A 26,195-nucleotide genomic window follows, 5' to 3' on the forward strand; every position below is an offset into this window, starting at 1 on the left:
CAGACTGGCTTTCTTGTATTCATCTTAGTGCGATGAGCTTACCGCACTTAAACAAAGGCGAACTTTAACCGATAAACGAGATGTAACCTTGAAGAATAATCAGGTTAACGATATCGATAAAGAAGGCACCAACAATTGGGACAACCATGAAGGCTTGGGGCGACGGACCGAATCTATTCACCAAAGACCCCATGTTCATTACCGCTGTCGGTGTCGCACCTAGACCAAAACCACAGTGACCACCCGCCATAACCGCTGCGTCGTAGTTAGAACCCATTACTTTGAACGTCACAAAGTAAGAGAAGATACCTAACACCACCGCCTGAACCGCAAGGATAGCCAAGAACGGAATCGCAAGGTCAAAGATGTTCCAAAGCTTAAGGCTCATTAGCGCCATGGCTAGGAACAGGGACAATGACACCGTACCAAGAATATCGACCGTTTCGCTGTCAGTCTTATGCAGTTTAGTCACTTCAAACACGTTAGTGATGAACACACCGATAAACAACGCGTAAACAAAGTCTGGAATCATCAACCAAGAAATTTCAAAAGTCGCCACCCACTGCTCTAGGTACTTCGCACCTGTGATACAGATAAGAAGGATGAACAACACTTCAATCACCTTCTTCGCCGTCACTTTGTCTTCTTCATACTCGTTGTAAGTAACAAGTTCAGGGAAGCGTTCGTGCGTTTGCGTGCCAGTACCGTACTCAGATTCAAGCTGGTTTTTATCAATCAGCTTTTGCGCCACTGGGCTACCAATAATACCACCGATGATCAAACCAAAGGTCGCTGAAGCCATTGCGATTTCTAGCGTATTTGCAATGCCAAACGTGTCTGCAAAAGTTTGCGACCAAGCCGCGCCTGTACCGTGGCCACCCGAAAGCGTGATAGAGCCAGCAATCAAACCCATCAAGGGTTCAAGGCCTAGTGCCGTTGCTAAGGTTACGCCTACACCGTTTTGGATAATGATATAGACCGACGCTACCCCTAAGAATAGGAATACTTTAGCACCACCTTTCATCAGCTGTGTGTAGTTAGCCGCAAGGCCGACCGTTGCAAAGAACATCAACATAAAGGTGTTCTGCAAGGGCAAAGAAAACTCTAGATCAAGGCCGTTAAAGTGCAGGGCTGTAATAGCAAAAGCGACAATCAAGCCGCCGACAATGGGCTCTGGAATGTTGTACTTTTTGAGAACAGGAAGCTTTGCATTGACGAAATGACCTAGAAACAAAACACTAATCGCGATTAGGAAGGATTCTAGTGGTCCAATTGAAATTAATTGATTCATATAACCTCTATTTTTTTACGTTCTCATCTTCCTTAATGAGTCTAGTTTTATCTGTAATTATCTGTGCTGCTCTACCTATATTTATGCAAACTGGAGAGAAATTGTAGATTCGAGAAGCGAACACATTACTGCGAACACTTAGTGCCATGTTAGTAGCTCGTTAACTTTTATAGGAGATAAAAGGATTTGTGACAACAATCACCTCCAAAAAGTTAAAAGCGGCGTGAGTAATTTTGCCGCTGACTCTGCTTTTTTAAGACCTAAAAAAGCAAAAAGGAGCTATTACTAGCTCCTCTTTCATTACCATCGCTGGTAATTAGAATTTTTTCGGTGCGTAACCAGTCATAACCTCAATGCGAAGCTCTTTACCGATCTTCGTCATTGGGTGAACAATTACGAGTCCTTTAACAGACTTTTTAAGTTTACCCATATCCGCTTGCTCAGCTTTTGTAATCTCACGGCTAAATGGCATATCAACCAAAGACTTACGCTCTTGGTTCACATCGTAGCTTTCTTTGTGTTTAAGCTGGGCAATTTTCTTAGTTAGCTTCTTAATCTCTTCCTCGAATTGACGAACAACAGGACGATCATTACGAGTTTTAGCAGCATCTAACTTGTGGCGACACTTGTCTAGACGGTTGTTAATTTGTTGAAGTTCGTTTTTAACACTCATAATAATTTCCTAAGATTTAACAAGCCAATTCGGATTGGGGCGCGGAGTATAGCACAAGGGTTCACTTGAACCGAAATTTATCTGTTAATTACCAACAGAAACGAATCACATCGATACCGTTCATTCAGGCTACCTATTCTTTGTGGCGAGCCTCTGAGCGGATTATTCATTGATAGGATAGCGTCTACCTCAAAAATTGCAGTCCTCGATACATCAAAATTCCGTCTAAACTTATACTCTAACGCAGTAACTAACTCAGGGTACACAGCTTGGGGTATCCACCCCTGCAACGACTCTGATTCGCAACGTAATCACAAGGATAACCGATGACATTATTGAAAAGAACATTGACCTACAGCCTAGCCCTGATTTCAATGTTTGCCGCAACTTATGCATCTAGTGAACAAACACCCCAAAATAACCTAATCGTCGAGTACTCTGCGCCGAAAAATGCCGAAGAAGAGCAACTCAAACGCGAGATTCAAATCAGTGGCGTTAATGACACAGTGGTCGACCTATCAAACCAACTCTTCATGTTTGAGAAGCCATTAACCATTCAATATGGCGGAGAAGACGGGCCGCTCTACGACCCACAAACCCATCAAGTGCTGATCCCTTACCGCTTTTACGCTGAATCACTTAACTACTTTGAGAAGAACCAATACGAAAAAGAGTATGGGAAATCTGCGCAAACTGGCGCTATCGATACCTTACTGCACACTCTGCTGCACGAAGCAGGGCATGCTTATATTGAAGACCAAAAGATTGCCATCTTGGGCAAAGAGGAAGATGCGGTCGACAACCTAGCGACCATCCTATTACTTAACTATGTGGAACATGGCGCCGATGCCGCGATCAGCGCAGCAGACATGTTCGCTTTCGAATCAGAAGACCGCCCAGAATATTACGACTTAGGGGAATACATCGACGAGCACAGTTTCGAGCTGCAGCGTTACTTCTCTACTTTATGCTTGGTGTATGGCAGCGACCCTGATGCCTATAAGAACTTGCTCGATGAAGTGGAAAATGACTATTTGAAAGATCGGAAAGAGTTCTGTGTGGAGCATTTTGATGTGATCAATGAAAATTGGCATCAGTATTTAAAAGAGAGTGACGATACTTAAAGGTGTGTCAAGAACGAGATAAAACGGCTTTGGCATCAAACTCCAAAGCCGCCACTCGATAGGTTGGCTTAAGTCTTATGTGTTAAGAGTTAAGAGTTAAGAGTTTAAGCCCTAGACCTTCACTTTATATTTAAGATCTTGAGCTTCATCGCCTGTCATACCTCGAAATCCCCAGCAGTGCGATGGCTGTTCTTTGATGGTGATTTCAATATCAATCGGAGAGATAGCCAACTGCTTTTCTATTTCAGAAAATATCTTCTTGATTAGGCGTTTCTTGGTGTTCACCGCTCGACCTTCCATCATATTGATTTCAATGACGGTATAGGCTTCTGTTCTTCCTTCCGGGTAAAAGAAGTCATCCCGTTCCAATGGCACAAACCGATGTGCGCGCTTGTCATCAGGTAAACCCATTTCACTGTTTAAACACTGCTGCAACACGTTTGATAGTTGCAACTTAATTGGATTTAAGCACTCTTTGATACCATAAATAACAATCATGACCATTCCTTTGATGTGATGTTAGGTATAGAGGAACGTTAGATAGAAGCATCGTCTAGCGACCACCCATTCGCTTACTATTTGTACATATACTACCTAATGACACGTGTGAGAAAAGGTAAAAACAATGAATTTATGAACAGGTGCAACAAAATACTTATCCCTTTGCAAACATAAGTCGAAGCGAATTGATCGAACACCGCTATCCCGGCGTATATCTTCTGAAATCACATTTGAATTAAGGAGTACTATGTGCCGAATTCACCTAGTAAGGCCACACGGACAGACGCCGAACCAGAAACACCCGCAGAGTCTTCGCTAGAAGTCGCTGTGTTTCCGCTCCCCATCTTCCTGTTACCAAGAGGTCGTCAAAGGCTACGCATTTTCGAGCCCAAATACCTTGCGATGGTCGCACACGCAGCGCAGGGCGATGGCTTTATCATTGCTACTCAAGACAACGTAAACGCTGATCGCCTTAGCTCTTGGGGAACAAAAGTATCCATCGTAGACTTTAATATGGCTGATGATCAGATATTGGAAATCGATGTGGAAGGCCAGCAGCTAGTGCAGCTTCACTCCTCTCACAGAGACACTGCTGGCTTGATCAAAAGCAAATTCAGACCACTGCCCCATTGGCCGGTTCACGATTACGACGTGCCTAACGTGTTTACAGCGTTTTTGGTTCAGCTGTTTCGCGACCACGATTCGATAAGAACCCTTTACCCCACTCCTGATTTCGAAAGCCCGCAATGGATTTGCGCGCGACTACTCGAAATGATGCCTATCCCTTTGGAAAAGAAAACAGAGTTCACCGAGCCCGCTAGCTTTCCTTCTTTAGTTCCTTTTTTGAATCAAATCATTACGGGGCAATAAGCACTTTTCTTCACTATAATTTTGTATAGTGGAAAATAATTTAAATTAAAGTGATCCCGGCCTTCAACTTTCACGTAGTGCCACTCAAATTCGCATGATGGTTATTTACTATGCAAGTCGAAAGTAGAAGTTCAGGGAAAGGCAAGGAGCATGTCATTATCCCAGACAAAAAAACAACGACCGAATCCAAGGTTCCAACAGAGCTTTCAAGCTGGTTGATATTAGTTGGTACAGTCCGAGACAAGCAGGCATTTACCTATTTGTTCAAGTTCTTTGCTCCCAAGATAAAGCGTTTCGGAATCAGCAAGTTAGGCGGTGAAGCTGCTGCGAACGAGCTGGTTCAAGACACCATGACTAACGTTTGGAAGAAAGCCCACCTTTACAATGAAGATAAGGGCGCTGCGACGACTTGGGTCTACACCGTCATGCGAAATGCTGCGTTTGATATGTTACGCAAAGTAAAAGCCAAAGCGGAACAGACAATCGCAGACGACATCTGGCCTATTGACGCGATGGTTGCGGAATCTCAAAGTGATGAATTACCGTTTGGCGATCATTTGATGAGTCGACACGTAATGACACAAATAGAGAAGCTGCCTCTGGCTCAGAAAACCATTGTGAAAGGTGTTTACTTTCAAGAGCTCTCTCAAGAACAGCTTGCACAGCAACTTGGCGTCCCACTTGGAACCGTGAAATCACGTCTAAGACTCGCTTTAGCCAAACTTAAGGTTCACATGGGGGAACAAAGCCATGATTAAACATCACCCAAATGCTGAAATTTTGAAAGATTTTGTCGATGGCACGCTTGCAGACTCTGTTTCATTGATTGTTTCTAGTCACGTAGAACTGTGTGAACATTGCCAACAGCAGGTTAAGCAGCTTACCGCTGAGGCGGCGAACAATGCCTTTGATAAAGAACCTGCGTTCACGAACGAAGAGTCAGGCGGCTTTTCAATGGACGACATGGATTTCGACTTTGATGCAATTGAGCAGATTACTGCTGATTTATCTCAGTCAGTGGAAGTTGAGCCAAAGGTAGAGCAAGTTACCGTTGCAGATACCACATTCACTATTCCTCGCGCTCTGAACTCGGTGGCGAGAAAAGATTGGATGAACCTAGGCAAAATTTCACGCGCAAGACTCGATTTCGATGACGAAGCACATCACACAAGTTTGCTGCATATCGATAAAAACGGACAAGTGCCTTGCCACACCCACAAAGGTTTCGAAATTACACTTCTTTTAGAAGGCAGTTTCGAAGACGAAATGGGCGTCTACAACAAAGGCGACTTCATCTGGCTAGATGGCAGTCACACTCATCAACCTGCGACCAAAGAGGGTTGTGTGTGCTTGACCGTTTCAAGTGATGCCTTGTACTTCACTAAAGGTGTCAGCCAACTGTTCAACCCACTAGGTAAATACATTTACTAGTTAAGAAGGATTTACCGGGTAGATCACAAGATGCACAGCGTTGGCTAGGTGGAAAGGTAACAACCGGACTAAAGTAAACTGGAATAAGCAACAAGCCACATAATATAAAAACAATAATGAGCAATGAGCGTAAGGAATTGACCAATGGATAAGAAAATAAAAATAGGCATTAGTGCATGTGTCGCCGGTCATAAAGTTCGGTTCGATACTGGCCATAAACGTTCTCGCTTCTGCACAGACGACCTAGCAGACTACGTTGAGCTGGAACCCGTTTGTCCAGAGATGGGCGTTGGTCTGCCAACGCCTCGCCCAACTATTCGCCAGACTCGGATGTTAGACGATATCATTCACGTCTCCCGTCCAGACGGTTCTGGTGATGTGACCAATGAGTTAATCGAGTTCGGTCAAAACTACTCGAAGAACAATCAGCACATTGCTGGATTCATTGTTTGCCAAAAGAGCCCAACTTGCGGTATGGAGCGAGTGAAAGTGTACCACCACCACGGTCGTGGTTCTGAGTCGACTGGTATTGGCATGTTTACTAAGCAGATCATGGACGCTAACCCGTTACTTCCTGTTGAAGAAAACGGGCGACTTAACGACCCTATTTTGCGCGAGAACTTCATGACTCGAGTATTCACTTACCAAAAATGGCTCGACCTTGTGGATGAAGGTGTGACCAAACACAAGCTGATTCAGTTCCACAGCGCCCACAAGTATTTAGTCATGTGTCACCACGTTGAGGGATACAAAAGTTTAGGCAAACTGTTAGCGGGTAATGAGTTAGACATCGACGAATTGGCGGCTCAATATATCGAGGGCTTGATGAAGGCGTTATCTCATCACGCGAATCGAGGCAGCCACGCCAATACGCTGCATCATTTGCAGGGTTACTTTAAAAAACAACTGAGTAGCGCTCACAAACAAGAGCTGACCAACCAGATCGCATCATTCAGAGAGGGCGTAATTCCGTTACTAGTGCCGTTGACACTGATCAACCACTACCTAATGGAGTACCCAAACGAGTACTTAGAGTCACAGGTTTACCTAAACCCTCACCCACAAGAACTCAAACTGAGATACGGATATTGAGCAACATTCTATGGATACGACGAGACCTGCGGATTCACGATAACCCAGCGCTCGTCGCGGCAGTTGAAAACGGCGTGTCTATCGCCGTTTTTATTTCAACACCACAGCAATGGCAGCAACACCACCTTGCCCCCATCAAAGCCGATTTCATTTATCGTCACCTAAAACAGCTCGAATCCCAACTCGCTGAGTTTGGGATTTCATTGCTGCATCTCAAAGCCAGCGATTTTGATGACCAAGCCCGACAGCTCATCGAATTATACGAACAACTTGATGCTAAGTGCGTATACGCAAATTCAGAACCTGAGGTAGATGAACAAACCCGTGACCAGCAACTGATATCAAATGGGGTAAACCTTCAGATCAGCTCTTGTGACGTTATGCTGCCATTAGGTAGCGTTCTTAACAAACAAGGCGAGATGTTCAAAGTCTTTACGCCATTTAAGAACGCTTGGTTAAAAGAAGTTCAGGTGAAAGGTATCATCTGTAGCCCGGCTCCTATCGTGCCCGCTAAGCTTCAACAAACACAGCGTCCACAATCACAACTTCCTGACGACTTAAAAGCTTCAAGAATCTCCGCTGACTATGATTTTGACTTTCCGCGTGTTGATTCAAGCCGCTGGCCATTAAGCCAAGATGTATTGGGCAGCGTGATCCCCAATTTCTTAGGCAATAAAGTCAACGACTACGCGCGCCTGAGAGACATTCCCTCAGTTAAAGGAACATCAGGGCTATCGCCTTATTTAGCGATAGGCGCCGTGAGCCCACGTTGGTTAGCGATTCAATTGATTCAGCAACAACCCGATTTGTTGTTTGATACTCAGCTGCCGGCCTTTTCTTGGCTTAATGAATTGATTTGGCGTGATTTTTATAAGCATTTGATGTTCCACCATCCTAAACTGGTTAAAGGAGCGAACTTTCAGCAAAAATACAATGGATTAGACTGGTATCAAGATCACCCTAGCTTCAAAGCATGGTGCGAAGGAAAAACCGGATATCCATTGGTTGATGCAGCCATGCGTCAACTGGTTGAAACGGGCTGGATGCACAACAGGCTAAGAATGGTGGTGGCAAGCTTCCTAACCAAGCACCTGCTTATTGACTGGCGCTGGGGCGAGCGTTTCTTTATGTCGCACCTTATCGACGGTGACTTTAGCGCCAACAACGGTGGCTGGCAGTGGGCTTCAAGTACTGGCTGCGATGCTCAACCTTACTTTCGAATTTTCAATCCAATCACCCAGAGTGAAAAGTTTGATCCAAAAGGAATTTTTATTCGTAAGTACATACCAGAGCTGCAAAACATCCCTGATAAGCATGTACATTTTCCACATGACTTTATCGCTAAAAACGGGATAGACAGCGAATACTGGCAACCCATCGTTGAGCACAAACAAGCACGATTGAGAGCCTTAGCCTTCTTCAAATAATTAGAGTGAATATTATGGATAACTCTCTATGGCTTGATAACTTTCTCAACATGTATCGAGAACTCGGAACAGACAATTTCGACGTGCTGAAGACGGTTTATCACCCTGATATTGAATTCCAAGATCCGCTGCACCATGTCAGCGGTATTTCTGCGCTTACTCACTACTTCGAGAACCTCTACACCCAAGTGACGAGCTGTTACTTCCACATTGAACACACTTTCGAAGTGAACGATGAAGCTTCGGTTTACTGGACGATGCAATTTGCTCACAAGCAACTAAATGGGCAAAAGCCGATCGAAGTACAAGGACACAGCCACCTCAAGATGTTCGACGGTCAGGTGATTTACCACAGAGACTACCTCGACGTCGGTTCTATGTTGTATGAACACATTCCAGTACTGGGTTGCGCGATTAAATCCATCAAAAAGAGAGCGAGCCGATAATGCGTATTATGATTACAGGCGCGACCTCAGGTATCGGCCAATCCCTCGCTAAAGATTACGCTCAGCAAGGGCATCAGGTGATTGCTTGTGGCCGCAACCCAGACAAACTGCAGGCCTTAGTTGATTCTCACGATACAGACATCGCACATTCATCCATTTCACCGCTCTGTTTCGATCTGACCGATTACCACAACTTCCCAGAACTCGACCAAGACAAGCCGCTCGATCTGCTGATTCTAAATGCGGGTGATTGTGAATACATCGACGACCCATTGAATTTTGATGCCGAACTTTTCGAGCGCGTCATCAACATAAACCTAATTTCAATTGGCTACGCCCTTAAAGCCTGGTTAAAAAACATCAAGCCCGGCGGCCGTTTGGTTATAGTCAGCTCCAGCGCCAGCTTTTTACCTTTACCTAGAGCCGAGGCTTATGGCGCTTCAAAGGCAGCCCTCACCTACTTAGGCAGAACACTTTCGGTTGATCTGGCAACGCACAACATTCATGTCTCAATTGTGCACCCTGGCTTTGTTGAAACGCCATTAACCGAGCGAAATACGTTCGCTATGCCTATGATTATTAGTAGTGAGGCCGCAACTCAAAGAATCGTAAATGGTATCGCTCAAGGAAAGAGTGAAATCGATTTCCCAAGACGATTCATCATGTTGATGAAGCTACTAAGAATGCTTCCAACTCCAGTTTGGCAAAAACTCGCTTCAAGGATGGTATAACAATGAAGAAAATCGCCATTATTGGTTCAGGCATCTCTGGACTCACTTGCGCGCACATATTAGATAAGCACCACGACGTAACGGTATTCGAAAAGAACGATTATGTTGGGGGTCACACCGCGACCGTTGATATTGAACATCAAGGCTCGGCGTTTTCGATAGATACAGGTTTCATCGTATTCAACGATCGAACCTACCCGAATTTCAATCAGCTCCTGGAACAACTCGGTGTCGAAAGGCAACCTACAGAGATGAGCTTCAGCGTCCACAACACCACTACTAAGTTTGAGTACAACGGCCATAGCATTAACTCGTTATTCGCACAAAGGAGTAACATCTTCAAACCTCAGTTCTGGTCTTTAGTGTCTGACATTCTCAAGTTCAACAAACTGTGTAAGGCTCAGTTTGAAAGTAATGAATTCACACCAGACGTTACCCTTGGCAGTTTCCTACGCGATAATCAATTTTCAGATTTTTTCAGTCAGCACTACATTCTGCCGATGGGCGCGGCTATTTGGTCGACAAGCTTAGAGGAAATGGAAGAGTTTGAGCTGAAATTCTTTGTTCAGTTTTTCTACAACCACGGATTGCTCGATATCGCGAACCGCCCTCAGTGGTATGTGATTCCAAAAGGTTCACGCTCTTACGTTGAAATTATCCTTTCACGCTTGAGTAAGCCTGTTGCACTGAATACATCGATTAAACAAGTCACTCGCCAAGAACCGGGCGTCACTGTTGAATTTGAAGATGGCAGCACGCAAAACTTCGACGAAGTAATCTTTGCCTGTCACTCAGACCAAGCCTTACGTCTGCTTGGTGATGCGACAGAACAAGAGCAACAGGTACTGGGCGAGATCCCTTACAGCCGCAATGAAGTGGTTCTGCACACCGATACACGCTTATTACCAGACAGAAAGCTGGCTTGGGCAAGTTGGAACTACATGTTAGATGGCGACAGTAAACGACCAGCCTGTGTGACTTACAACATGAACATCCTGCAAGGCATCGAAAGCCAAGACACCTTCTGTGTCACCTTGAATCAAAGCGAAAGCATCAACCCAGAGAAAATCATTCGCAGCTTTGTTTATCATCACCCGGTACTTAATTCGAACACGGTCGAAGCTCAGCACAAACGAGAGCAGATTTGTGGCAAAAACCAGACTCACTTTGCTGGTGCTTATTGGTATAACGGGTTCCATGAAGACGGTGTCCACAGTGCACTCGATGTGACCAAACGCTTCGGTTTGGATTTGAGTACGAGTTCAGCGCAATGAGCAGCCAAACCTTGACACCCGAGATGGGGATCGCATCCGAAAAAAGTGAAGAACTTAGCGGTATCTATTGGGGTAACGTCAGACATCGTCGCTTTGGCAACATCACACATGAGTTCAGCTATCAGCTGTATATGATGGGGCTCGATCTTGACGAACTGCCCCAAACCACATCGCGCAGTGCGCTGTTCGGCACTCGATGGTATAACCCGATTCGCTTTGTAGAATCGGATTATCTCGCTGAAAAAAAAGAAAATGTCACTACGTATGAACCAAAATCACTTAAGCAACGTATAGCTTCCAAAGTGCAACAACTTGGTGGGGTTTGGTCTGATTCAAACCGTGTGACGATGCTGGCTCAGTGCCGTTGTTTAGGCATCTATTTCAGCCCAATCAACTGTTTCTTCTGCTATGACGAAACTGGAGATTGTAAATACATGTTGGCAGAAGTGAGTAACACGCCTTGGCGAGAAAGACACTACTATCTGATCGACATGCACCAAGAGTTGAAGGTAAAAAAAGAGTTTCACGTTTCGCCGTTCATGGATTTGAACATGACTTATTTTTGGAAGATTAAGCCACCAGCGAAACGCACGTTAGTTCACATCGAAAGCCGCCGAGACAACAAGCTTTTCGATGCGACACTGGCCCTGACCAAACAGTCAGTAACCAAGACAAACATTAGACGAACGGTATTCAAGATTCCGGCTATGACCATAAAAGTCGTGATGGGAATTTATTATCAGGCTCTCAAATTATTCCTGAAAAAAGTACCGTTTGTGGCGCATCCAGACTCAACATCTTAAGCGCTTAAAACAGAAATCAATTCTAGCTTAGGTTCGCTCCAATCAAGGAGCAAAACTCAGCTTAGTTGGCACAAAATATTAGAATGAGTTATCAGCGAGGTTTACATGGAACAGCTTGCCAAACAAAACAACAATATTGAACAACAAGCTAAAGCCGTTGCTGTTTCAAGCAACTGTAAATATCGAGCTTTAATTTTCAAGGTTTTAGAAAGCCTACAATTCGCGACGCTTGAGATCATTGAGCGCGACCAGCATTCAGTATTTGGTGATCGAGAAGCCGAACTGAAAGGTCGAATCGTGATTCATGATGCGACCTTTTTTAGAGATGTCGTTATCAACGGCAGCATTGGGGCATCTGAAGCCTATATCGATGGCAAATGGACCAGTCCAAATCTGACGCGTGTGATTCAAATCATGGCTCGTAACCAAGCCCAATTGGATGAACTTGATGACAAGACACAGTGGATTTCTCGCATCAAAAACCTCTTGCTGCGTCGTAAGAATGCCAACACCGAACAAGGCTCCAAGCGCAACATTCTCGCCCACTACGATATTGGCAACGAGCTGTATGAGCGCTTCTTAGATAGCTCGATGCAGTACTCTGCCGCTATCTACAGCGAAGATGCACAAACCCTATCCAAAGCTCAACAGAACAAAATGAAAACCATTTGTGAGCGATTAGAGTTGTCTGAGAAGGATAGCGTGGTTGAGATAGGCACTGGCTGGGGTGGCTTAGCCATCTTCATGGCGCAACACTACGGTTGTCATGTCACTACCACCACAATCTCAGATGCCCAACACGCACTTGCAGAACAGAGAGTCAAAGCACTTGGTTTAACCGACAAAATCACCCTGCTTAAAGAGGATTATCGCAACCTTACAGGAGAGTATGACAAGTTGGTCTCTATCGAGATGATAGAAGCGGTCGGCCATGAATATCTACAAACCTTCTTTGAAAAATGTTCGTCGCTACTTAAGCCCTCAGGCAAGATGCTGATTCAAGCAATTACGATTGCTGACAGCCGTTACGATAAATACCGTAAGGGCGTTGACTTTATTCAGAAGTACATATTCCCCGGCGGCTGTTTACCTTCGGTTTCAGTGATGACCCAACACCTTGCGACTAGTACAGATCTTGTGGTTCAAGAAATTGACGACATTGGTCTGCACTATGCTCGAACGCTTAACGACTGGAACATCGCCTTTGAAAATAGTTGGGAAGAACTAGAGTCTCTCGGCTATTCAGAAGAGTTTAAGCGCTTATGGATCTTCTACTTCTGTTACTGTGAAGGTGCATTCAAAGAGCGAGTGATCAGTACTCACCATTTAGTCGCAAGAAAACCTCGTTACTTTGGAGCAAAAGATGAAACGGTTTTGGATTATTAATCTCGTACTGTTTCAAGCGACCTGGGTTTGCAGTGCCTTCTTTACCGCGCAAGCCCCGTTCGTCACACCACTGATTGTAGTGGTTCATTTCCTCCTATCACCGACTCGCAGTAGCGATCTTAAGATACTCATCTTATTACCATTAGGGCTATTACTTGATAGCCTCTTCTTTCACTTCGGCGTGTTTGCCGTCGACTCTGCAATTGCTAATCAATCGTGGTTTCCAGTGTGGCTTGTTTGCCTATGGATCATGTTCTTAATCAGTTTTAACCACAGCCTAAATTGGCTTTTAAAATGCTCAAAAGTGATCTTGTTTGTCATAGGGTTCGTAGCAGGTACTAGTAGTTATTGGGGAGGCATCAAAGCAGGCGCCCTCCTGACTACTTGGCCAGATGCATCGGTAGTTGCTGCCCTTGCAATAAGTTGGGGGATTTTGTTGCCCTTACTGGTGGCCGCCTACTCCAACTTAGTACAACCTAAAATGGCAATATCGAGGTGACTTATGGCTTATCCACGCAAACCGACACAAACGTTCAAACCTGAGAGCGATATTGTTCGCGCTCATCAGCAAGCAAAAAACACACTTCTAAGCTTTATCACTCTCTCGTTAATTTTTGCTGCGCTGTTATTTTCCGGAAACACTAAAGCCTCTGCGGTCGATGACTTAAATAAACGTGGCCAAGGCGAAATGAGTTACCTATTTTGGACACTCTACTCTGCTGAATTTTATGCCACACCAACCAACTCAGAACGCGCACTGAAACTCGAGTATTACCGCGCTATCGACAGCAAAGACTTAGTCGATGCAACCGAAGATCAATGGAACAAGCTTGGTTACTCAAATAACAGTATTCAGCGTTGGTTGAAGCCGTTATACGCGATGTGGCCGAACGTAGAAGCAGGAAGCACTCTCACCATACGTGTCGCTGAAGATAATGTCAGCCGCTTCTACTTTGATGAGCAACCTATCGGAGTAATCCAAGACAAACAATTTGGCGAAGCATTTCTGGCGATTTGGTTATCTGAGAACACATCCGAACCCGGCCTACGTAAACAACTTTTAGGTTTAAACAAATGAATCCAAAAACAACAATAATAAAATTCGCTCTGGCACTTTTTTCACTCACTTGGCTGGCAGGTTGTGGTTCTGCAAGTTTAGAGGACCATGTCGACACTACGCCAGAGCTAAAGCTTGAAACCTTTTTTAATGGCAAGCTAATGGCCTACGGCATGGTGCTCGACCGCTCTGGTAACCTACTGCGACGCTTCGATGCCAAACTGGTCGCGACTTGGGACGGTGACAACGGAGAGATAAAAGAGTGGTTCTCTTTTGCTGATGGCGAGCGATCAACCCGCGTTTGGAACCTGATGAAAACTGGCGAAAACACCTACTCTGGGACTGCCAACGATGTCGTTGGAACCGCTTATGGGGAGACTCAAGGTTCTGCTCTATATTGGAAATACGACTTAGAGATTGAAGTAGACGGCAGCACCTATGAAGTGGTGCTAGATGACTGGATGTTCTTGATGGACGACAAACGCTTGTTCAACAAAACTGAGATGTCCAAGTTCGGCTTTAAAGTCGGAGAGGTCATCTTATACATAGAGAAGATTTGATATAATTGTCATTTCGGATTCTGGCCTTCGCCACTTCTGCACGCAGCCCACAATGAAAATTGTGGGCTGTTTTGTTTGTTCCCGCGAATTGCATACCTGCAAGCTCAAGCCTCTGTGCTAAGATGCGCCACCAGCACGCAAATGGGCTAGACTCACACTAAGCAGTCCCCATTTGTTTCGCTAAGCGTAGATTCCCTACCATGAATAATTGAAAAGGCTTTAAAGCATGAGCAAGTTGACCTCAGCGGAGCGTAAAGCTCGCGACAATGAACGTTTCTCACAACGCGTAAACGACCGCAGAGAAAAAGGTGAAGACGTAGTTGCTTACGCACTGACCAACAAAAAAGCTGTAAAATTCCTGACTAAGTCCGAGAAAAAACGTTTCAACGAAACGAGAGCGACTCTTCAAGAAGAGAAGCGAGTAAAAGAACAAGAAGAGCTTAACCGAATCGAAGACGCGTTCACGATCAAACAGTTCGACGACGAATAATCACGTTTGATTACTCAAAAGCGCTGGCTCTGCGTAGTAAAACCAAGCAAGCGTGATCTTAAATTATTATGTCAGGGTGAGCACAAAAATGTGCGACAATGCCCAGCGTAAATTCATATTCAAGGTTTATTATGAAACTTCTAGTTCGTAACCTATCGCGCTCTACTTCTGAGCAAGACATCCGTGTGCTATTTTCTGAGTTCGGTTCAGTAAAAGAGTGCAGCCTAGTTTTAGACCAAGAAACTGGCGACTCAAAAGGCTTTGCTTTTGTTGAAATGCCAGAGCACGAAGAAGCGAAAGCGGCACTAAACAAGCTGAACATGACTAAGCTTGGCAAAAACACGATTCGTGTAAAAGTGGCTAACTCTTAATCGAGTCACGCTTTATAAGCCGCATAGCTTAGCAGCACAGATGATAAAGCCCGTAACGATATTACGTTTTCCAGCGCAATATCGTTACGGGCTTTTTGCTGCTTGCAATTCTCTTTTCACACTATTCGAATACGCCTAGAGTCCTTCGTGTTCATCAATGGCACGTCTTGCTTCTGCCATTGAACATCCAGACTCCATCACCAGCTGAGCGACCGTCATCGAGGGTGTTGCCGCTAGCAGCGAAGCCAAACACACCACAGGTTTAGGCAATACTTTGTCTATCGCAATGACGATCCAACCATCTTTTTCGTGGGTTAACATCGTTTTAAATTCAACGAGTTGATCTTCTTGAGCGACCAGCAACCAATTACGTGAACGGCGAACTCGTTTCAACTGACATCCACATTCAGCTGCATTAGCCATGACTTGGCCTTTATCACTCACACGATGAACAAAACTATTTAAAGGGACGCTAAACATAACCTATATAAGAAACTCGACACTTGGGCTCAGTATTATACCAACCGCAGCAAATAATTGTTCACCCTAGCTTATACAACAAAGCGTAACGAAAGATTACCCTATGATTTCTGGCACGATCTCAGTTCTTATCACAATTTCTGTCTTGACCGAGTTCGCGATAAAACAGTTTTTGTGCGCAAAATGATGCAGTTTGTCGAGTTGTTTGGCGGTTGGCACCTTAGTGCCTGAGAACACAATGTCAGGTCGCAGAGTCACCTTAGTTACCGATGAGCGGCCTGATTCATCTTCCTCAAGTACACCTATCGCATCATCAACGTAAGACTCAATTACGTACTTTTGTTTAGCAGCAATGCCCAAAAAAGTCAGCATATGGCAGCTAGAAAGTGCTGCAATAAACGCTTCTTCTGGATCAACATTCTCTTCAACAGAGAGTGGCAATGGCACAACATGAGGCGATGACGACGCAGGTACAATAACGCCACCATCAAACTCCCATGTATGGCCCCGGCTATATTGATTGTCGCTAAAGGCTTCATCTTCTGATTTTTGCCAGCGAATGATCGCTCCATATTCAGACATAATCCTTTCCCTTTTTAATGCTCAATAAATTAACGATCAGCAGGATGATTGACACCATCATTGGTCACCACATCTCCAATATCAAAAGGGTTCACCCCTTCTAAACAACCAATATTGAACCCATATTCATTTGGGCTAGAGCGACGTTGATGATGGGTATAGATACCGCAGTTTGAGCAGAAGTAATGCTTCGCGGTGTTGGTATTGAATTGATAAAGCTTGAGATGCTCTGCACCTTTGAGGATCTTGATGCCATCAAGCGCAACAGAGCCAACAATCGCGCCTCTACGACGACAGATAGAACAATCACATCGACGCGGCTTTTCTATTCCGTTGGGTAGGCTGAGTTCTAGTTCAACTGCACCACAGTGGCAGGTGGCTTTGTGAAAAGGTTGGATAACCGTGTTACCGACGACTTTCATTTCTCTCTCCAATCACGTCCTTATGTTGCAGATATCATAACCAGATCGATGATCTCTGTCCGTAAGCGGGCGCTGAGTTCGAGAGATCCGTCATACGTAGGTAAGCGTCTACTCTTTGTCTGATCTCTCGACCAAACCACTAAAGTTCTCAAGAAGATAATCTAAGAAGAGTCGGATACGTTTCGGCTGATATTTCTTGCTGATGTACACCACATTCAAGTCTGCGCTTGATACAGAGGTCGAGGTGTTAAAGTTCTTCATGTAGCCATTAAGCAGGGTAACAAGGCGTTGGTTATTGATGTCATCTTGCACATCGAGTACCGACTTCAACGCAATCCCTTCTCCTTGCAATGCCCAGTATCGAATCACTTCACCATCGTCTGAAAATCGCTTCGGTACAACCGTCACAGCCTTCTTCATATCATGATCTTGAAAGTGCCATGTTTTAAGTTCTTCATTGCTGCGCAGCATAGCCAAACAGTCATGTTCAACCAAATCTTGTGGCTTGATCGGCGTGCCGTGTTTGGCGAGATATTCTGGGGACGCACATAGCACTCGTCGGCTTGGTGATAAGCGTCTAGAGATCAAACTACTATCAACCAATTCACCGTAGCGGATCACGATGTCCATGCCTGATTCGGCGATATTCGATAGGTTATCGTTCAAATACAGGTAGGGAATAACGTCTGGATACTGCTGACAAAATTCCGACAAAATAGGAAGGATGTACTGCTTTCCGATGTCTTTAGGTGCCGCAATCTTTAGTGGGCCTTTAACTTCTTTGACGCCATTTTGAATCAGGTTTTCAGCCTCGCTGACATTATCCAATATCTCCAGACACGCCTTGTGATACAGCTCCCCAGAGTCAGTTAAAGACACATGTCTTGTGCTTCGGTTCAGCAGTTTCACACCATATCGCTCTTCCAACGCCTGAAGCCTTGCTGTCATGGTCGCAGGAGAAAGCCCTAACTCTCGCCCCGCCGCAGCTAACCCGCGATGCTTAACAATGCTCACGAACATCGCCATATCTGAAAACTTGTCCATTCACCTCTCCTGCTATTCAGTTAATCCGAATAATGATTTCATATTTTAACCAATTATCAAATTTAGTCGAATAAATATAATGACAACCATCAGCAGAACACGCAGGAATTCAGAACATGAACAACGAACTTACAAACCAAGAAAAGCACACATTCGTCATCATTGGTGGAACATCAGGTATCGGCAAAGCATTAGCAATGCAATTGAGAAACGAAGACAACACAGTACACATTGCCAGCCGACACACCGGCGTTGATATCAGCAATGAGAAATCGGTTTGTGAATACTTCGAATCGATTGGTGCCTTTGATCACTTGATGATAACCGCGGGGTCATACGCTCCCGCAGGAAAAGTGACAGACGTTGCTATCGCAGACGCAAAAGCAGCATTTGATACCAAGTTTTGGGGAAGCTTAAACGTAGCCAAGCACGCCGCACGTTACATGACTCCAAACGGCTCAATCACACTAACCACGGGCATGCTGTCACGCAAAGTGGTTGCTGGTACTTACGTAAAAACCGCGATTAATGCCGCGCTAGAGAGCGTAACTAAGGTGCTTGCCAAAGAACTATCACCGATTCGAGTCAACGCAGTCAGCCCCGGCCTTACCATGACCGAGGCTTACAAAAACATGGACGATTCAGCTCGCTCAACCATGTACGACAACGCGAAAAACAACCTACCAGCAGGCAAAGTCGGAGAGGCTAAAGATATCGCAATGGGCTATCTATTCGCGATCAACAACCCATACGTAACGGGGTCAGTCATCGACATCGATGGCGGTGCTCTACTCGGCTAACACTTCGCAAAGAAGCAAAGAAGCAAAGAAGCAAAGAAGCAAAGAACAATCGTTAGGGCGTGTATGTAAACGTCCTAACAAACAAGAATTAACACAGGTACTTCACTATGAAATCAGAAGCGATCCATAAAGAAAAGATCCCATTCCAAGTTTGGATACTGACACTCGCAGCTTTTGCCATCGGCACCGCTGAGTTTGTTATTGCAGGCATCCTTCCACAAATTGCCACATCCCTTTCGATCACCGAAGGTCAAGCCGGATACCTAATCAGTGCTTACGCATTGGCTATCGTTATTGGTGGCCCGATCTTAACCATCTACCTCGCACGTTTTAACAAGAAGATGGTACTGATTGGCTTAATGGCTTTGTTCATCATCGGCAATATCTTGTCAGCCTTAGCTCCTAGCTACCCACTTCTACTTGCAAGCCGCGTTATTGCAGGCTTAGTGCAAGGTCCTTTCTATGGCATAGGTGCAGTTGTCGCGACCAATTTAGTGTCTGAGAAAATGGCTGGTCGTGCTGTTGGTCAGATGTTCGCTGGCTTAACGCTCGCTAACGTTCTTGGGGTTCCCGCAGGTACTTGGGTAAGCTTGCAATTCGGTTGGCACACCACTTTCTTTACCGTGGCTGCACTTGGCACCATCGCCATGATTTCAATCTTAACGTCAATAAAATCTTCAGGTCACAGCGAAGCGAAAGACATCAAAACTCAGCTGTTGGCATTCAAAAATCCAATGCTTCTCATCAGCTTGGCGATCACCGCTTTTGCTTGGTCTGGCTTCATGACGCTTTACGGCTACCTTGCGCCTATCGCCATGCACATCACAGGTTACGGTCAAGAATCAGTCACTTGGATCTTAGTGATTGTTGGTGTCGGCTTAATCATCGGTAACACCTTGGGCGGACGCTCTTCTGACAAAGATTTAGGCAAAGCATCGATGTTTTGGGCTATCGCGATGATCGTTTCATTAGTAGTGGTTGGCCTTGTTGTCGACAACAAAATCCTATTCGTTGCAGCTTCATTTGTCTTTGGTATTGCATCATTTGCCAACGTTCCTGCTATGCAGCTTCGAGTAATGAACCACGGTGGCGAAGGGCAAGAGCTAGCAGCAACCGCGAATATCTCAGCCTTTAACTTGGCTAATGCCTTCGGTGGCTTCCTAGGCGGCATGGTACTCGACAGCCAACTAGGCGCAGGAATGATTCCATTCGCAGCCGTTGTTGTCCCTGTGATTGGTTTGTTGCTTATTGCAAAAGCCAACCGAGCTGAAAAGCCACAAAACGACTCTATCTTCAGCCCTGCGGAATCGAAATAGTGACCACCGCACGCTAAATCAATCAACACATGACCGACACAAGGTAAATACCATGAACAAGTTATTCGAAACATCAGAACTGAAAGGCCTAGAGCTGCAAAACCGTGTGGTTATGGCACCCATGACACGCGCTCGCACTAGCCAACCTGGAAACGTGCCAAACGACATGATGGCGACTTATTACCAACAACGAGCAAGTGCAGGGCTTATCATCACTGAAGCCACACAAATTTCAGATGACTCTCAAGGTTACTCATTCACACCCGGCGTCTATACCGATGCGCAAATCGAAGGTTGGAAATCAGTAACAACAGCAGCAAAAGAGCAAGGTGCCGCGATATTCTGCCAACTATGGCACGTAGGCCGAGTATCACACCCTACCTTTCAAAAAGGCGAGTTGCCGATTGCACCTTCAGCACTGGCACCTATAGAAACGCAGGTTTGGATCTCTGATGAGAATGGTAACGGCAACATGGTGGATTGCATCCAACCAAGAGAGATGACCCAAGCCGATATTGATCGTGTGGTTCAAGATTTTGCGGAATCAGCAAAAAAAGCGGTCGAGGCAGGGTTCAACGGAGTGGAAATCCACGGTGGCAATGGTTACCTGATTGACCAGTTCCTAAGAACCAACTCAAACAAGCGCACCGACAACTATAGCGGCAGCCGCGAGAACCGACTTCGCTTTTTGATTGAAGTCGTGGATGCAGTCATTGAAGCGATTGGCGCGGACAAAGTGGGCGTACGTTTGGCTCCGTTCATCACCTTCAAAGACATGAACTGCCCAGACATCGTGCCAACGATTCTAGAAGCGTCAAAGGAACTGCAAGCTCGTAATATCGCTTATCTACACCTATCAGAAGCCGATTGGGATGACGCGCCTGTGATACCGGAAAGCTTCCGAATAGAGCTAAGAGAGTTATTTTCTAACACCATCATCGTCGCTGGCAGCTACACACCACAACGCGCTGAGGAAGTATTAAGCAAAGGCTACGCCGACCTCGTCGCATTTGGTCGCCCATTCGTAGCAAACCCAGACCTAGTTTCACGCCTACAAAACGGCAGCGAACTATCACAACTCGATGGCGCCACTCTGTTCGGCGGCAACGAAAAAGGCTATATCGATTATCCAGCTTTATAGTGAATCTTGAAGTGATAGTGATGCCTTGAGTTTTCCAACAGGCAAAAGAAAGGCTCGCATGACTAGTGCGAGCCTAATGCAGTTTAGGGGGTAAACCACAATCTAGTTTAATTATTTAACTTATGAGCCATTATGCACTTGTGCGCATTGATATTCTATTTTTAAATGATTCACTGCAATTAATCAATCGATAAAAGTTAGCGTTTGGTCAATTTAAACCACATAGATAACAGTGACTTAGTGAGTGACGTCTAGAAAATCATCATAAAACCCATAAAAATCAGATCTATAAGCTTCTCATTTGCCAATAGCCTTCACCATTAGTCGCGAGTTGGCTGTGTAAATAATCGAGCGTATCTGCGACCGTTCCCGCAATGCCTTGTGGTGGGTTGAACAACAGCAAACCACTGCCGATCAGGCGATCATCACCCTTGGGATCTCGAAGACGAAGCTCCGACTTAATCGGACTTGGTAGCAAGCCATCTTTCACCGCTGTCACGCAGTGGTTCAGAATCAGTGAACTCTTATCATCCGTGTAAAGCGGATACCAAATCAGGGCCGATACCTTATCAGACTGCTGATACGCCTTAACTAAGGCATCAATTACTTCAAGGTATTCAGAATCGGTTTCATAGGGCGGGTCGATAACAATTAAGTGATGATTATCGTGTTTAGCTACATCATCAGGCAGCGCTTTGAGCCCATCGCCAGCGGTAATGGTGAGCTTACTTGAGACATCGAGATCGCGTTGCAACTTCTCAATGTTAGTTTGTAATAGGTCAGCTTCGTCTTGCTGAATGTCTGAAAAATAGAAGCTATCTTGGCTGCGGCCTTGTTGATAGGTGATGGCCGCAGAACCCGGATAAAGAGAGATATGTTGATTCGGATTGTAGTATTCCAGAACCGACATAAATGAAGCAAATGCCGGAGGAAGATAAGCCTTGTTTCGCCACAAGTACCCGACCCCTTCAGCAAACTCACCGGCATGATTACTGGGTGCGGTGGTGAGGTCATAACACCCTGTACCAGAGTGGGTGTCGATAACATTGAGGCGTGAATGCTGCTGCATTAATGACTGAACCAGTGCACTCAAGACTGGATGCTTCAGTGCATCACCATGGTCGCCTACATGACATTGATGTCGATATTCCATTCCCTTGCCTCATTTCTACGAACGTCATCTAAACATACTTCATATCATGAGGGCTTGCCTGCTCAATCCATCGTTTTTTGAAATAGGCTCTCTTTTCTGTAACTGTTTGACTCTTATAAAAAATAAAGCCCCTCGTTTTGTTATAAACGAAGGGCTTATTGACGTTACTGACTAAGTCGTACTGTTAACCAATAGATAACCTAAGGGTACTCGCCCTCAACTTCTACTGGCGCTTTCACTTTGTAGTGACAAGGCTGTAGGCCAAGTAGCTTAGGCAGTGTGATACCGACAGACACTGAAGACCACGTACCGCTGACAATACCTACGACTAAGGCAATCGCAAAACCTTGCAGCGCCGCACCACCAAGTAGCCAAAGCGCTGATACGGTGATTAGCGTTGTACCTGAAGTCACCATGGTGCGTGAGAAGGTCGCTTTAACCGATTCGTTAAGTAGGTTATCAGTGTCACCGTTTGGATTACCACGCAGCATTTCACGAACACGGTCGGCAATGATGATCGAGTCATTCAATGAGTAACCCAAAATCGCCAACACGGCAGCCAATACAGTCAGGTTGAACTCAAACTGAGTAAAAGCGAACAGGCCCAAGATAAGCGTCACGTCATAGATGATCGCGGCAAGCGCACCCAGTGCCAAGCGCCATTCAAAACGTACACTTAGGTACAGCATGATCATTAGGAAGCACACCAATACCGCCAAGCCGCCTTGGTCAACCATGTCTTGACCGACTTGAGGCCCAACCACGCTGCTGTTAAGCACTTGTACTTGGTCGCTCACCGATGACAAAGCATCCACTAAGTTAGGCTGTGGTGCATCCGTCAATTGGCTGTAACGCAGGGTCCAGCGATCTTGTTCTGCCATGCCAACAACTTGCACGTCTTGTTGGAAAGCCGCATCAAGTTTTGTTTTTAAACCATCTTTGGTTACTTGGTCAGAAAGCTGAACTTCGGCAACCACACCGCCAGTAAAGTCTAAGCCCCAGTTAAAACCTTTTACTGCCACCAGCATCACAGAGCTCATGAACAGCACGATAGAAATCACAGACATCACCTTACGAAGGCGAGTCATATTGCTGTCTGAAATATAGCGTTCTGAATTAGTCACTTTTGTTGAAGTTCTCATGCTTAAATCCTTACATCGTGGCGTTGGTCACGCCCCCAAGCCAAATTGATGATCGCGCGTGACGCAAAAATACCTGTAAACATACTGGTTAGAAGACCCAAACCTAGGGTCAATGCGAACCCTTGAATCGGTCCATTACCAATGGTGTACAGAGCCACGGCAACAATCATGGTAGTGACGTTGGCATCGAAAATTGAAGAGAACGCGCTATCAAAGCCACGGTCGATGGCACTCGCAAAGCTGCGCCCTTCTTTCATTTTGTCTCGAATACGCTCGAAGATAAGCACGTTAGTGTCTACCGCCATACCGACGGTCAGTACCAAGCCCGCAATACCCGGCAGAGTTAATACCGCACCCGGGAGCATCGCAATCAAACCGAATAGTGTGGTCATGTTGACGACCAATGCAGCGTTCGCAACCCAACCAAGGCGACGATACCATAGCGCCATAAACGTTAGAGTAAGACCAAGGCCAAGCGCCAAAGCAGCAAAGCCGTTAGTTACGTTTTCTGCACCCAGAGACGGGCCAATAGTACGCTCTTCAATGATGGTAACAGGCGCTGTTAATGAACCTGCGCGTAGCAGTAGAGCAAGCTCTTGTGCTTCTGCCATGCTGCCTGCACCTGTGATTCTGAAGCGGCTACCCAGTTGAGATTGGATGTTCGCCACACTGATCACTTCACTGGTTTTTTCGCTGTTACCCGCTCTGTCACGGCTGTATTCGCTGTAAACGGTCGCCATTGGCTTACCGATGTTATGGCGAGAAAACTCAGACATTTTCTTACCACCAGAAGAATCCAACGTGATGTTTACTTCTGCACTGCCCATCTCACCAATGCCACTGCGCGCATCGATAATATGTTCGCCGCTTAATACCGCTTTGCGAGCAACCACTACACGATTACCATCTGAATCTTTCAGAGTTTGAGTATTGCGCGTTGCGTTGTCGTACACAGAGTAGAACGCAAGCGAAGCCGTAGCACCAATCACGTCTTTCGCGGCTGCAGGGTCTTGGACACCCGGAAGTTCGATACGGATACGGCTTTCACCTTGGCGTTGAATCGATGCCTCAGTGATGCCGAGCTCTTCAATACGGCTGCGCATGATTTGCAGGTTTTGCTGAACCGTTAGGTTACGTAGCGTTCTTTGCTCTTCTTCAGACTGAGTTAACGTTAGCGATTTATCTGAACGGTCACGCTGCCATTGTGGGAACTCTTCACGAATCAGTTTTTGTGCTTTCTCGAAATCTGCATCAGTACGGAAGTTAAATTCAACTTGGTTGTTCACCACTTTACCGCGTGCATAACGTACTTGGCTGGTGATCTCATCGACCACAGATTGCGCTTGTGCGTGGTAAACCGGTTCCATGTCCACTTCTAGCAGGAACTGCACACCACCACGTAAATCAAGGCCTAGCTGAATCGGCGCGAAGCCCATGTCAGTCAACCATTTTGGTGCTGCTGGCTCCATCGCTAGCGCAACAGTCGCGTTATCCAATAGGCGCTCATTCAGCACCTCTTTGGCTTTCGCCTGTTGTTCTGCATCTTCCAAGATCACGACCAAACGGTTGTCTTTTTGAAATGCAGATTTGGCTTGGATGCCTTCGCTTGCAAGGTATTGGGTAATTTGACTCGCGTCGATACTCTGTTCAGAACGATTGTTAATTTGTACCGATGCATTCTCGCCATACCAAGAAGGTAAAGCACTCAGAACCATGATGATGATAGTGGCGATAAGTACCACGTATTTCCACTTTGAGTAGTGGTTAATTTGTTTTCTTGGAATGCGTTTTTTCACAGTCAAGATCTCTTATTTCTACCAATCACCGTAAATACGTGCTCAAAAATAGCACCAGAAAAAAGCAGTGATCGTGCATTTTAACCAGCTAGGATGACCAGTTATTTACTACGATTGGTATGGCTAATATTTTGCGAACACGAGCGATGGCTAATCACAACCAGAACAAGCTGATTGAAAGATAGTGATGCTAAAACTGATGTCGCTATGTTTGTTTTGGTTAACTGGCGAGCTCAACGGGCACAAGTGACCATCGATACAACCAATTTAGGGTCAAACGATTAGCTAAGAAGTTCTCGGAAATGCGAGTATTGAATGTTGCCCTCTTTCCACCCAGCAAGCCGGGAGGACGGAGAACTCACAATGCTGGTCCAGTGCTGCTTGGAATCCAACAACGGTGTGTTGAAAAGCAGAGAAGCCAGTAATGAAGGGGGAGAGAAGTCGATCAGTAGATGATAAGCAGGTTCAAGATCGGCCACGCTTTCTTGCTCGTTACTGAGCATACGTCTGAAGTTTGCTGCTTGAAGGCTTGATTCAGTGTCGTGATAGTTAGAACTGTCACCAGAAGGCACAGTGCCAAACTGAGCCTTATCGCACTCTAAGTAGCTTGACGGATTATCCGTAGCGGCTTGTTTACAAAGATCGTTTTGTGAAGATTGCTCTTGAGCCGAGTATATTTGAAATGGCTTAGAAGGAAACGAATAGCCGTTAGAATTCACTAAGCCAAAGCTCAGTAAAAACAACATTAAGACTAATCGGGTACCCAGTTTAAGCAATCTAATATCCAAACAA

General features: G+C 45.5%; 30 protein-coding genes. 19 read left to right on the top strand and 11 right to left on the bottom strand.

Annotated elements, in window-relative coordinates; all coding sequences use genetic code 11:
• Positions 1–64 precede the first annotated feature (64 nt).
• A complete protein-coding gene (gene gltS / locus BCV39_RS16930) occupies positions 65–1,291 on the bottom strand; it encodes a sodium/glutamate symporter (protein WP_048660602.1) in 1,227 nt (408 codons plus the stop codon).
• Positions 1,292–1,607: 316 nt separating this feature from the next.
• On the bottom strand, positions 1,608–1,964 hold the full coding sequence (locus BCV39_RS16935; RefSeq protein ID WP_017060971.1) for a YibL family ribosome-associated protein: 357 nt from the start codon (positions 1,962–1,964) through the stop codon (positions 1,608–1,610).
• Between the two features lie 326 nt (positions 1,965–2,290).
• Here BCV39_RS16935 and BCV39_RS16940 point away from each other — a divergent pair, with 326 nt between their 5' ends.
• Entirely contained in the window at positions 2,291–3,088 is a 798-nt protein-coding gene (locus BCV39_RS16940) for a DUF4344 domain-containing metallopeptidase (RefSeq protein WP_102432122.1), read from the top strand.
• 111 nt (positions 3,089–3,199) lie between these two features.
• Here the strand turns inward: BCV39_RS16940 and BCV39_RS16945 are convergent, their stop codons facing one another.
• Positions 3,200–3,586: a tautomerase family protein gene (locus BCV39_RS16945; RefSeq protein ID WP_017070218.1), complete on the bottom strand. Its 387-nt coding sequence runs from the start codon at positions 3,584–3,586 to the stop codon at positions 3,200–3,202.
• A gap of 252 nt (positions 3,587–3,838) precedes the next feature.
• On the opposite strand from BCV39_RS16945, the gene BCV39_RS16950 reads away from it, so the two are divergent.
• The 15 genes from BCV39_RS16950 (at position 3,839) to BCV39_RS17020 (ending at position 15,527) form a co-directional block, all read left to right on the top strand.
• Positions 3,839–4,459 carry an LON peptidase substrate-binding domain-containing protein gene (locus tag BCV39_RS16950; protein ID WP_102432123.1) on the top strand — a complete coding sequence of 207 codons (621 nt, stop codon included), beginning with the start codon at positions 3,839–3,841 and terminating at the stop codon, positions 4,457–4,459.
• 110 nt (positions 4,460–4,569) lie between these two features.
• A complete protein-coding gene (locus BCV39_RS16955) occupies positions 4,570–5,217 on the top strand; it encodes a sigma-70 family RNA polymerase sigma factor (RefSeq protein ID WP_102432124.1) in 648 nt (215 codons plus the stop codon).
• On the top strand, positions 5,210–5,890 hold the full coding sequence (locus BCV39_RS16960; protein ID WP_048663946.1) for a ChrR family anti-sigma-E factor: 681 nt from the start codon (positions 5,210–5,212) through the stop codon (positions 5,888–5,890). Before BCV39_RS16955 ends, BCV39_RS16960 begins: the two co-directional genes overlap by 8 nt.
• A 144-nt stretch (positions 5,891–6,034) precedes the next feature.
• The gene (locus tag BCV39_RS16965) at positions 6,035–6,982 is read left to right on the top strand and encodes a DUF523 and DUF1722 domain-containing protein (protein WP_102432125.1); all 948 of its coding nucleotides are present in this window, start codon (positions 6,035–6,037) and stop codon (positions 6,980–6,982) included.
• Positions 6,979–8,409 (top strand): deoxyribodipyrimidine photo-lyase, encoded by a 1,431-nt coding sequence (gene phrB, locus BCV39_RS16970; protein ID WP_102432126.1) that lies wholly within the window; start codon positions 6,979–6,981, stop codon positions 8,407–8,409. The genes BCV39_RS16965 and phrB overlap by 4 nt, the downstream gene beginning before the upstream one ends.
• A 14-nt stretch (positions 8,410–8,423) precedes the next feature.
• Complete coding sequence (locus BCV39_RS16975; RefSeq protein WP_048660595.1) at positions 8,424–8,855, top strand: nuclear transport factor 2 family protein; 432 nt, start codon at positions 8,424–8,426, stop codon at positions 8,853–8,855.
• A complete protein-coding gene (locus BCV39_RS16980) occupies positions 8,855–9,586 on the top strand; it encodes an SDR family NAD(P)-dependent oxidoreductase (protein ID WP_048660594.1) in 732 nt (243 codons plus the stop codon). The genes BCV39_RS16975 and BCV39_RS16980 overlap by 1 nt, the downstream gene beginning before the upstream one ends.
• Before the next feature lie 2 nt (positions 9,587–9,588).
• On the top strand, positions 9,589–10,860 hold the full coding sequence (locus tag BCV39_RS16985) for an FAD-dependent oxidoreductase (RefSeq protein WP_102432127.1): 1,272 nt from the start codon (positions 9,589–9,591) through the stop codon (positions 10,858–10,860).
• Positions 10,857–11,663 carry a DUF1365 domain-containing protein gene (locus BCV39_RS16990; protein ID WP_102432128.1) on the top strand — a complete coding sequence of 269 codons (807 nt, stop codon included), beginning with the start codon at positions 10,857–10,859 and terminating at the stop codon, positions 11,661–11,663. Before BCV39_RS16985 ends, BCV39_RS16990 begins: the two co-directional genes overlap by 4 nt.
• A 105-nt stretch (positions 11,664–11,768) precedes the next feature.
• Complete coding sequence (locus BCV39_RS16995; protein ID WP_061015859.1) at positions 11,769–13,049, top strand: cyclopropane-fatty-acyl-phospholipid synthase family protein; 1,281 nt, start codon at positions 11,769–11,771, stop codon at positions 13,047–13,049.
• Positions 13,027–13,548: a DUF2878 domain-containing protein gene (locus tag BCV39_RS17000; protein ID WP_048663953.1), complete on the top strand. Its 522-nt coding sequence runs from the start codon at positions 13,027–13,029 to the stop codon at positions 13,546–13,548. Before BCV39_RS16995 ends, BCV39_RS17000 begins: the two co-directional genes overlap by 23 nt.
• A gap of 3 nt (positions 13,549–13,551) precedes the next feature.
• A complete protein-coding gene (locus BCV39_RS17005) occupies positions 13,552–14,127 on the top strand; it encodes a chalcone isomerase family protein (RefSeq protein WP_102432129.1) in 576 nt (191 codons plus the stop codon).
• Positions 14,124–14,666, top strand: a complete 543-nt coding sequence (locus BCV39_RS17010; protein WP_102432130.1) for a DUF3833 domain-containing protein — start codon at positions 14,124–14,126, stop codon at positions 14,664–14,666. Before BCV39_RS17005 ends, BCV39_RS17010 begins: the two co-directional genes overlap by 4 nt.
• Positions 14,667–14,892: 226 nt before the next feature.
• Positions 14,893–15,156 (top strand): hypothetical protein, encoded by a 264-nt coding sequence (locus BCV39_RS17015; RefSeq protein WP_017061275.1) that lies wholly within the window; start codon positions 14,893–14,895, stop codon positions 15,154–15,156.
• Between the two features lie 131 nt (positions 15,157–15,287).
• Entirely contained in the window at positions 15,288–15,527 is a 240-nt protein-coding gene (locus BCV39_RS17020; protein WP_017057644.1) for an RNA-binding protein, read from the top strand.
• A 135-nt stretch (positions 15,528–15,662) separates the two neighbouring features.
• Here BCV39_RS17020 and BCV39_RS17025 read toward each other — a convergent pair whose 3' ends face one another.
• The 4 genes from BCV39_RS17025 to BCV39_RS17040 all read right to left on the bottom strand — a co-directional run bounded on the left by BCV39_RS17025 (position 15,663) and on the right by BCV39_RS17040 (position 18,055).
• Positions 15,663–16,007, bottom strand: a complete 345-nt coding sequence (locus tag BCV39_RS17025) for a ribosome recycling factor family protein (protein ID WP_061015868.1) — start codon at positions 16,005–16,007, stop codon at positions 15,663–15,665.
• A 96-nt stretch (positions 16,008–16,103) separates the two neighbouring features.
• Positions 16,104–16,589, bottom strand: coding sequence for an OsmC family protein (locus tag BCV39_RS17030; protein ID WP_061015870.1), 486 nt, complete (start codon positions 16,587–16,589; stop codon positions 16,104–16,106).
• Positions 16,590–16,618: 29 nt separating this feature from the next.
• Entirely contained in the window at positions 16,619–17,011 is a 393-nt protein-coding gene (locus BCV39_RS17035) for a GFA family protein (protein ID WP_017070209.1), read from the bottom strand.
• 108 nt (positions 17,012–17,119) lie between these two features.
• A complete protein-coding gene (locus BCV39_RS17040; RefSeq protein WP_102432131.1) occupies positions 17,120–18,055 on the bottom strand; it encodes a LysR family transcriptional regulator in 936 nt (311 codons plus the stop codon).
• 116 nt (positions 18,056–18,171) lie between these two features.
• Between BCV39_RS17040 and BCV39_RS17045 the strand changes: the two genes are divergently transcribed.
• The 3 genes from BCV39_RS17045 to BCV39_RS17055 all read left to right on the top strand — a co-directional run bounded on the left by BCV39_RS17045 (position 18,172) and on the right by BCV39_RS17055 (position 21,312).
• Positions 18,172–18,855, top strand: coding sequence for an SDR family oxidoreductase (locus BCV39_RS17045; RefSeq protein ID WP_102432132.1), 684 nt, complete (start codon positions 18,172–18,174; stop codon positions 18,853–18,855).
• Between the two features lie 107 nt (positions 18,856–18,962).
• Entirely contained in the window at positions 18,963–20,171 is a 1,209-nt protein-coding gene (locus tag BCV39_RS17050; protein ID WP_102432133.1) for an MFS transporter, read from the top strand.
• A 52-nt stretch (positions 20,172–20,223) separates the two neighbouring features.
• Entirely contained in the window at positions 20,224–21,312 is a 1,089-nt protein-coding gene (locus BCV39_RS17055; protein WP_102432134.1) for an alkene reductase, read from the top strand.
• A 286-nt stretch (positions 21,313–21,598) separates the two neighbouring features.
• Here BCV39_RS17055 and rlmJ read toward each other — a convergent pair whose 3' ends face one another.
• From rlmJ to BCV39_RS17075, 4 genes are all read right to left on the bottom strand, one after another.
• The gene (rlmJ, locus tag BCV39_RS17060) at positions 21,599–22,465 is read right to left on the bottom strand and encodes a 23S rRNA (adenine(2030)-N(6))-methyltransferase RlmJ (protein WP_048660574.1); all 867 of its coding nucleotides are present in this window, start codon (positions 22,463–22,465) and stop codon (positions 21,599–21,601) included.
• A 200-nt stretch (positions 22,466–22,665) separates the two neighbouring features.
• Complete coding sequence (gene secF, locus BCV39_RS17065; protein WP_102432135.1) at positions 22,666–23,607, bottom strand: protein translocase subunit SecF; 942 nt, start codon at positions 23,605–23,607, stop codon at positions 22,666–22,668.
• Between the two features lie 2 nt (positions 23,608–23,609).
• Positions 23,610–25,409 carry a protein translocase subunit SecD gene (secD, locus tag BCV39_RS17070; RefSeq protein ID WP_102432136.1) on the bottom strand — a complete coding sequence of 600 codons (1,800 nt, stop codon included), beginning with the start codon at positions 25,407–25,409 and terminating at the stop codon, positions 23,610–23,612.
• 275 nt (positions 25,410–25,684) lie between these two features.
• Positions 25,685–26,149, bottom strand: coding sequence for a hypothetical protein (locus tag BCV39_RS17075; protein ID WP_048610107.1), 465 nt, complete (start codon positions 26,147–26,149; stop codon positions 25,685–25,687).
• Between the last annotated feature and the right edge of the window lie 46 nt (positions 26,150–26,195).

It is taken from the genome of Vibrio sp. 10N.286.55.E10 (genome assembly GCF_002872555.1).
Taxonomy (GTDB): Bacteria; Pseudomonadota; Gammaproteobacteria; order Enterobacterales; family Vibrionaceae; genus Vibrio; species Vibrio crassostreae.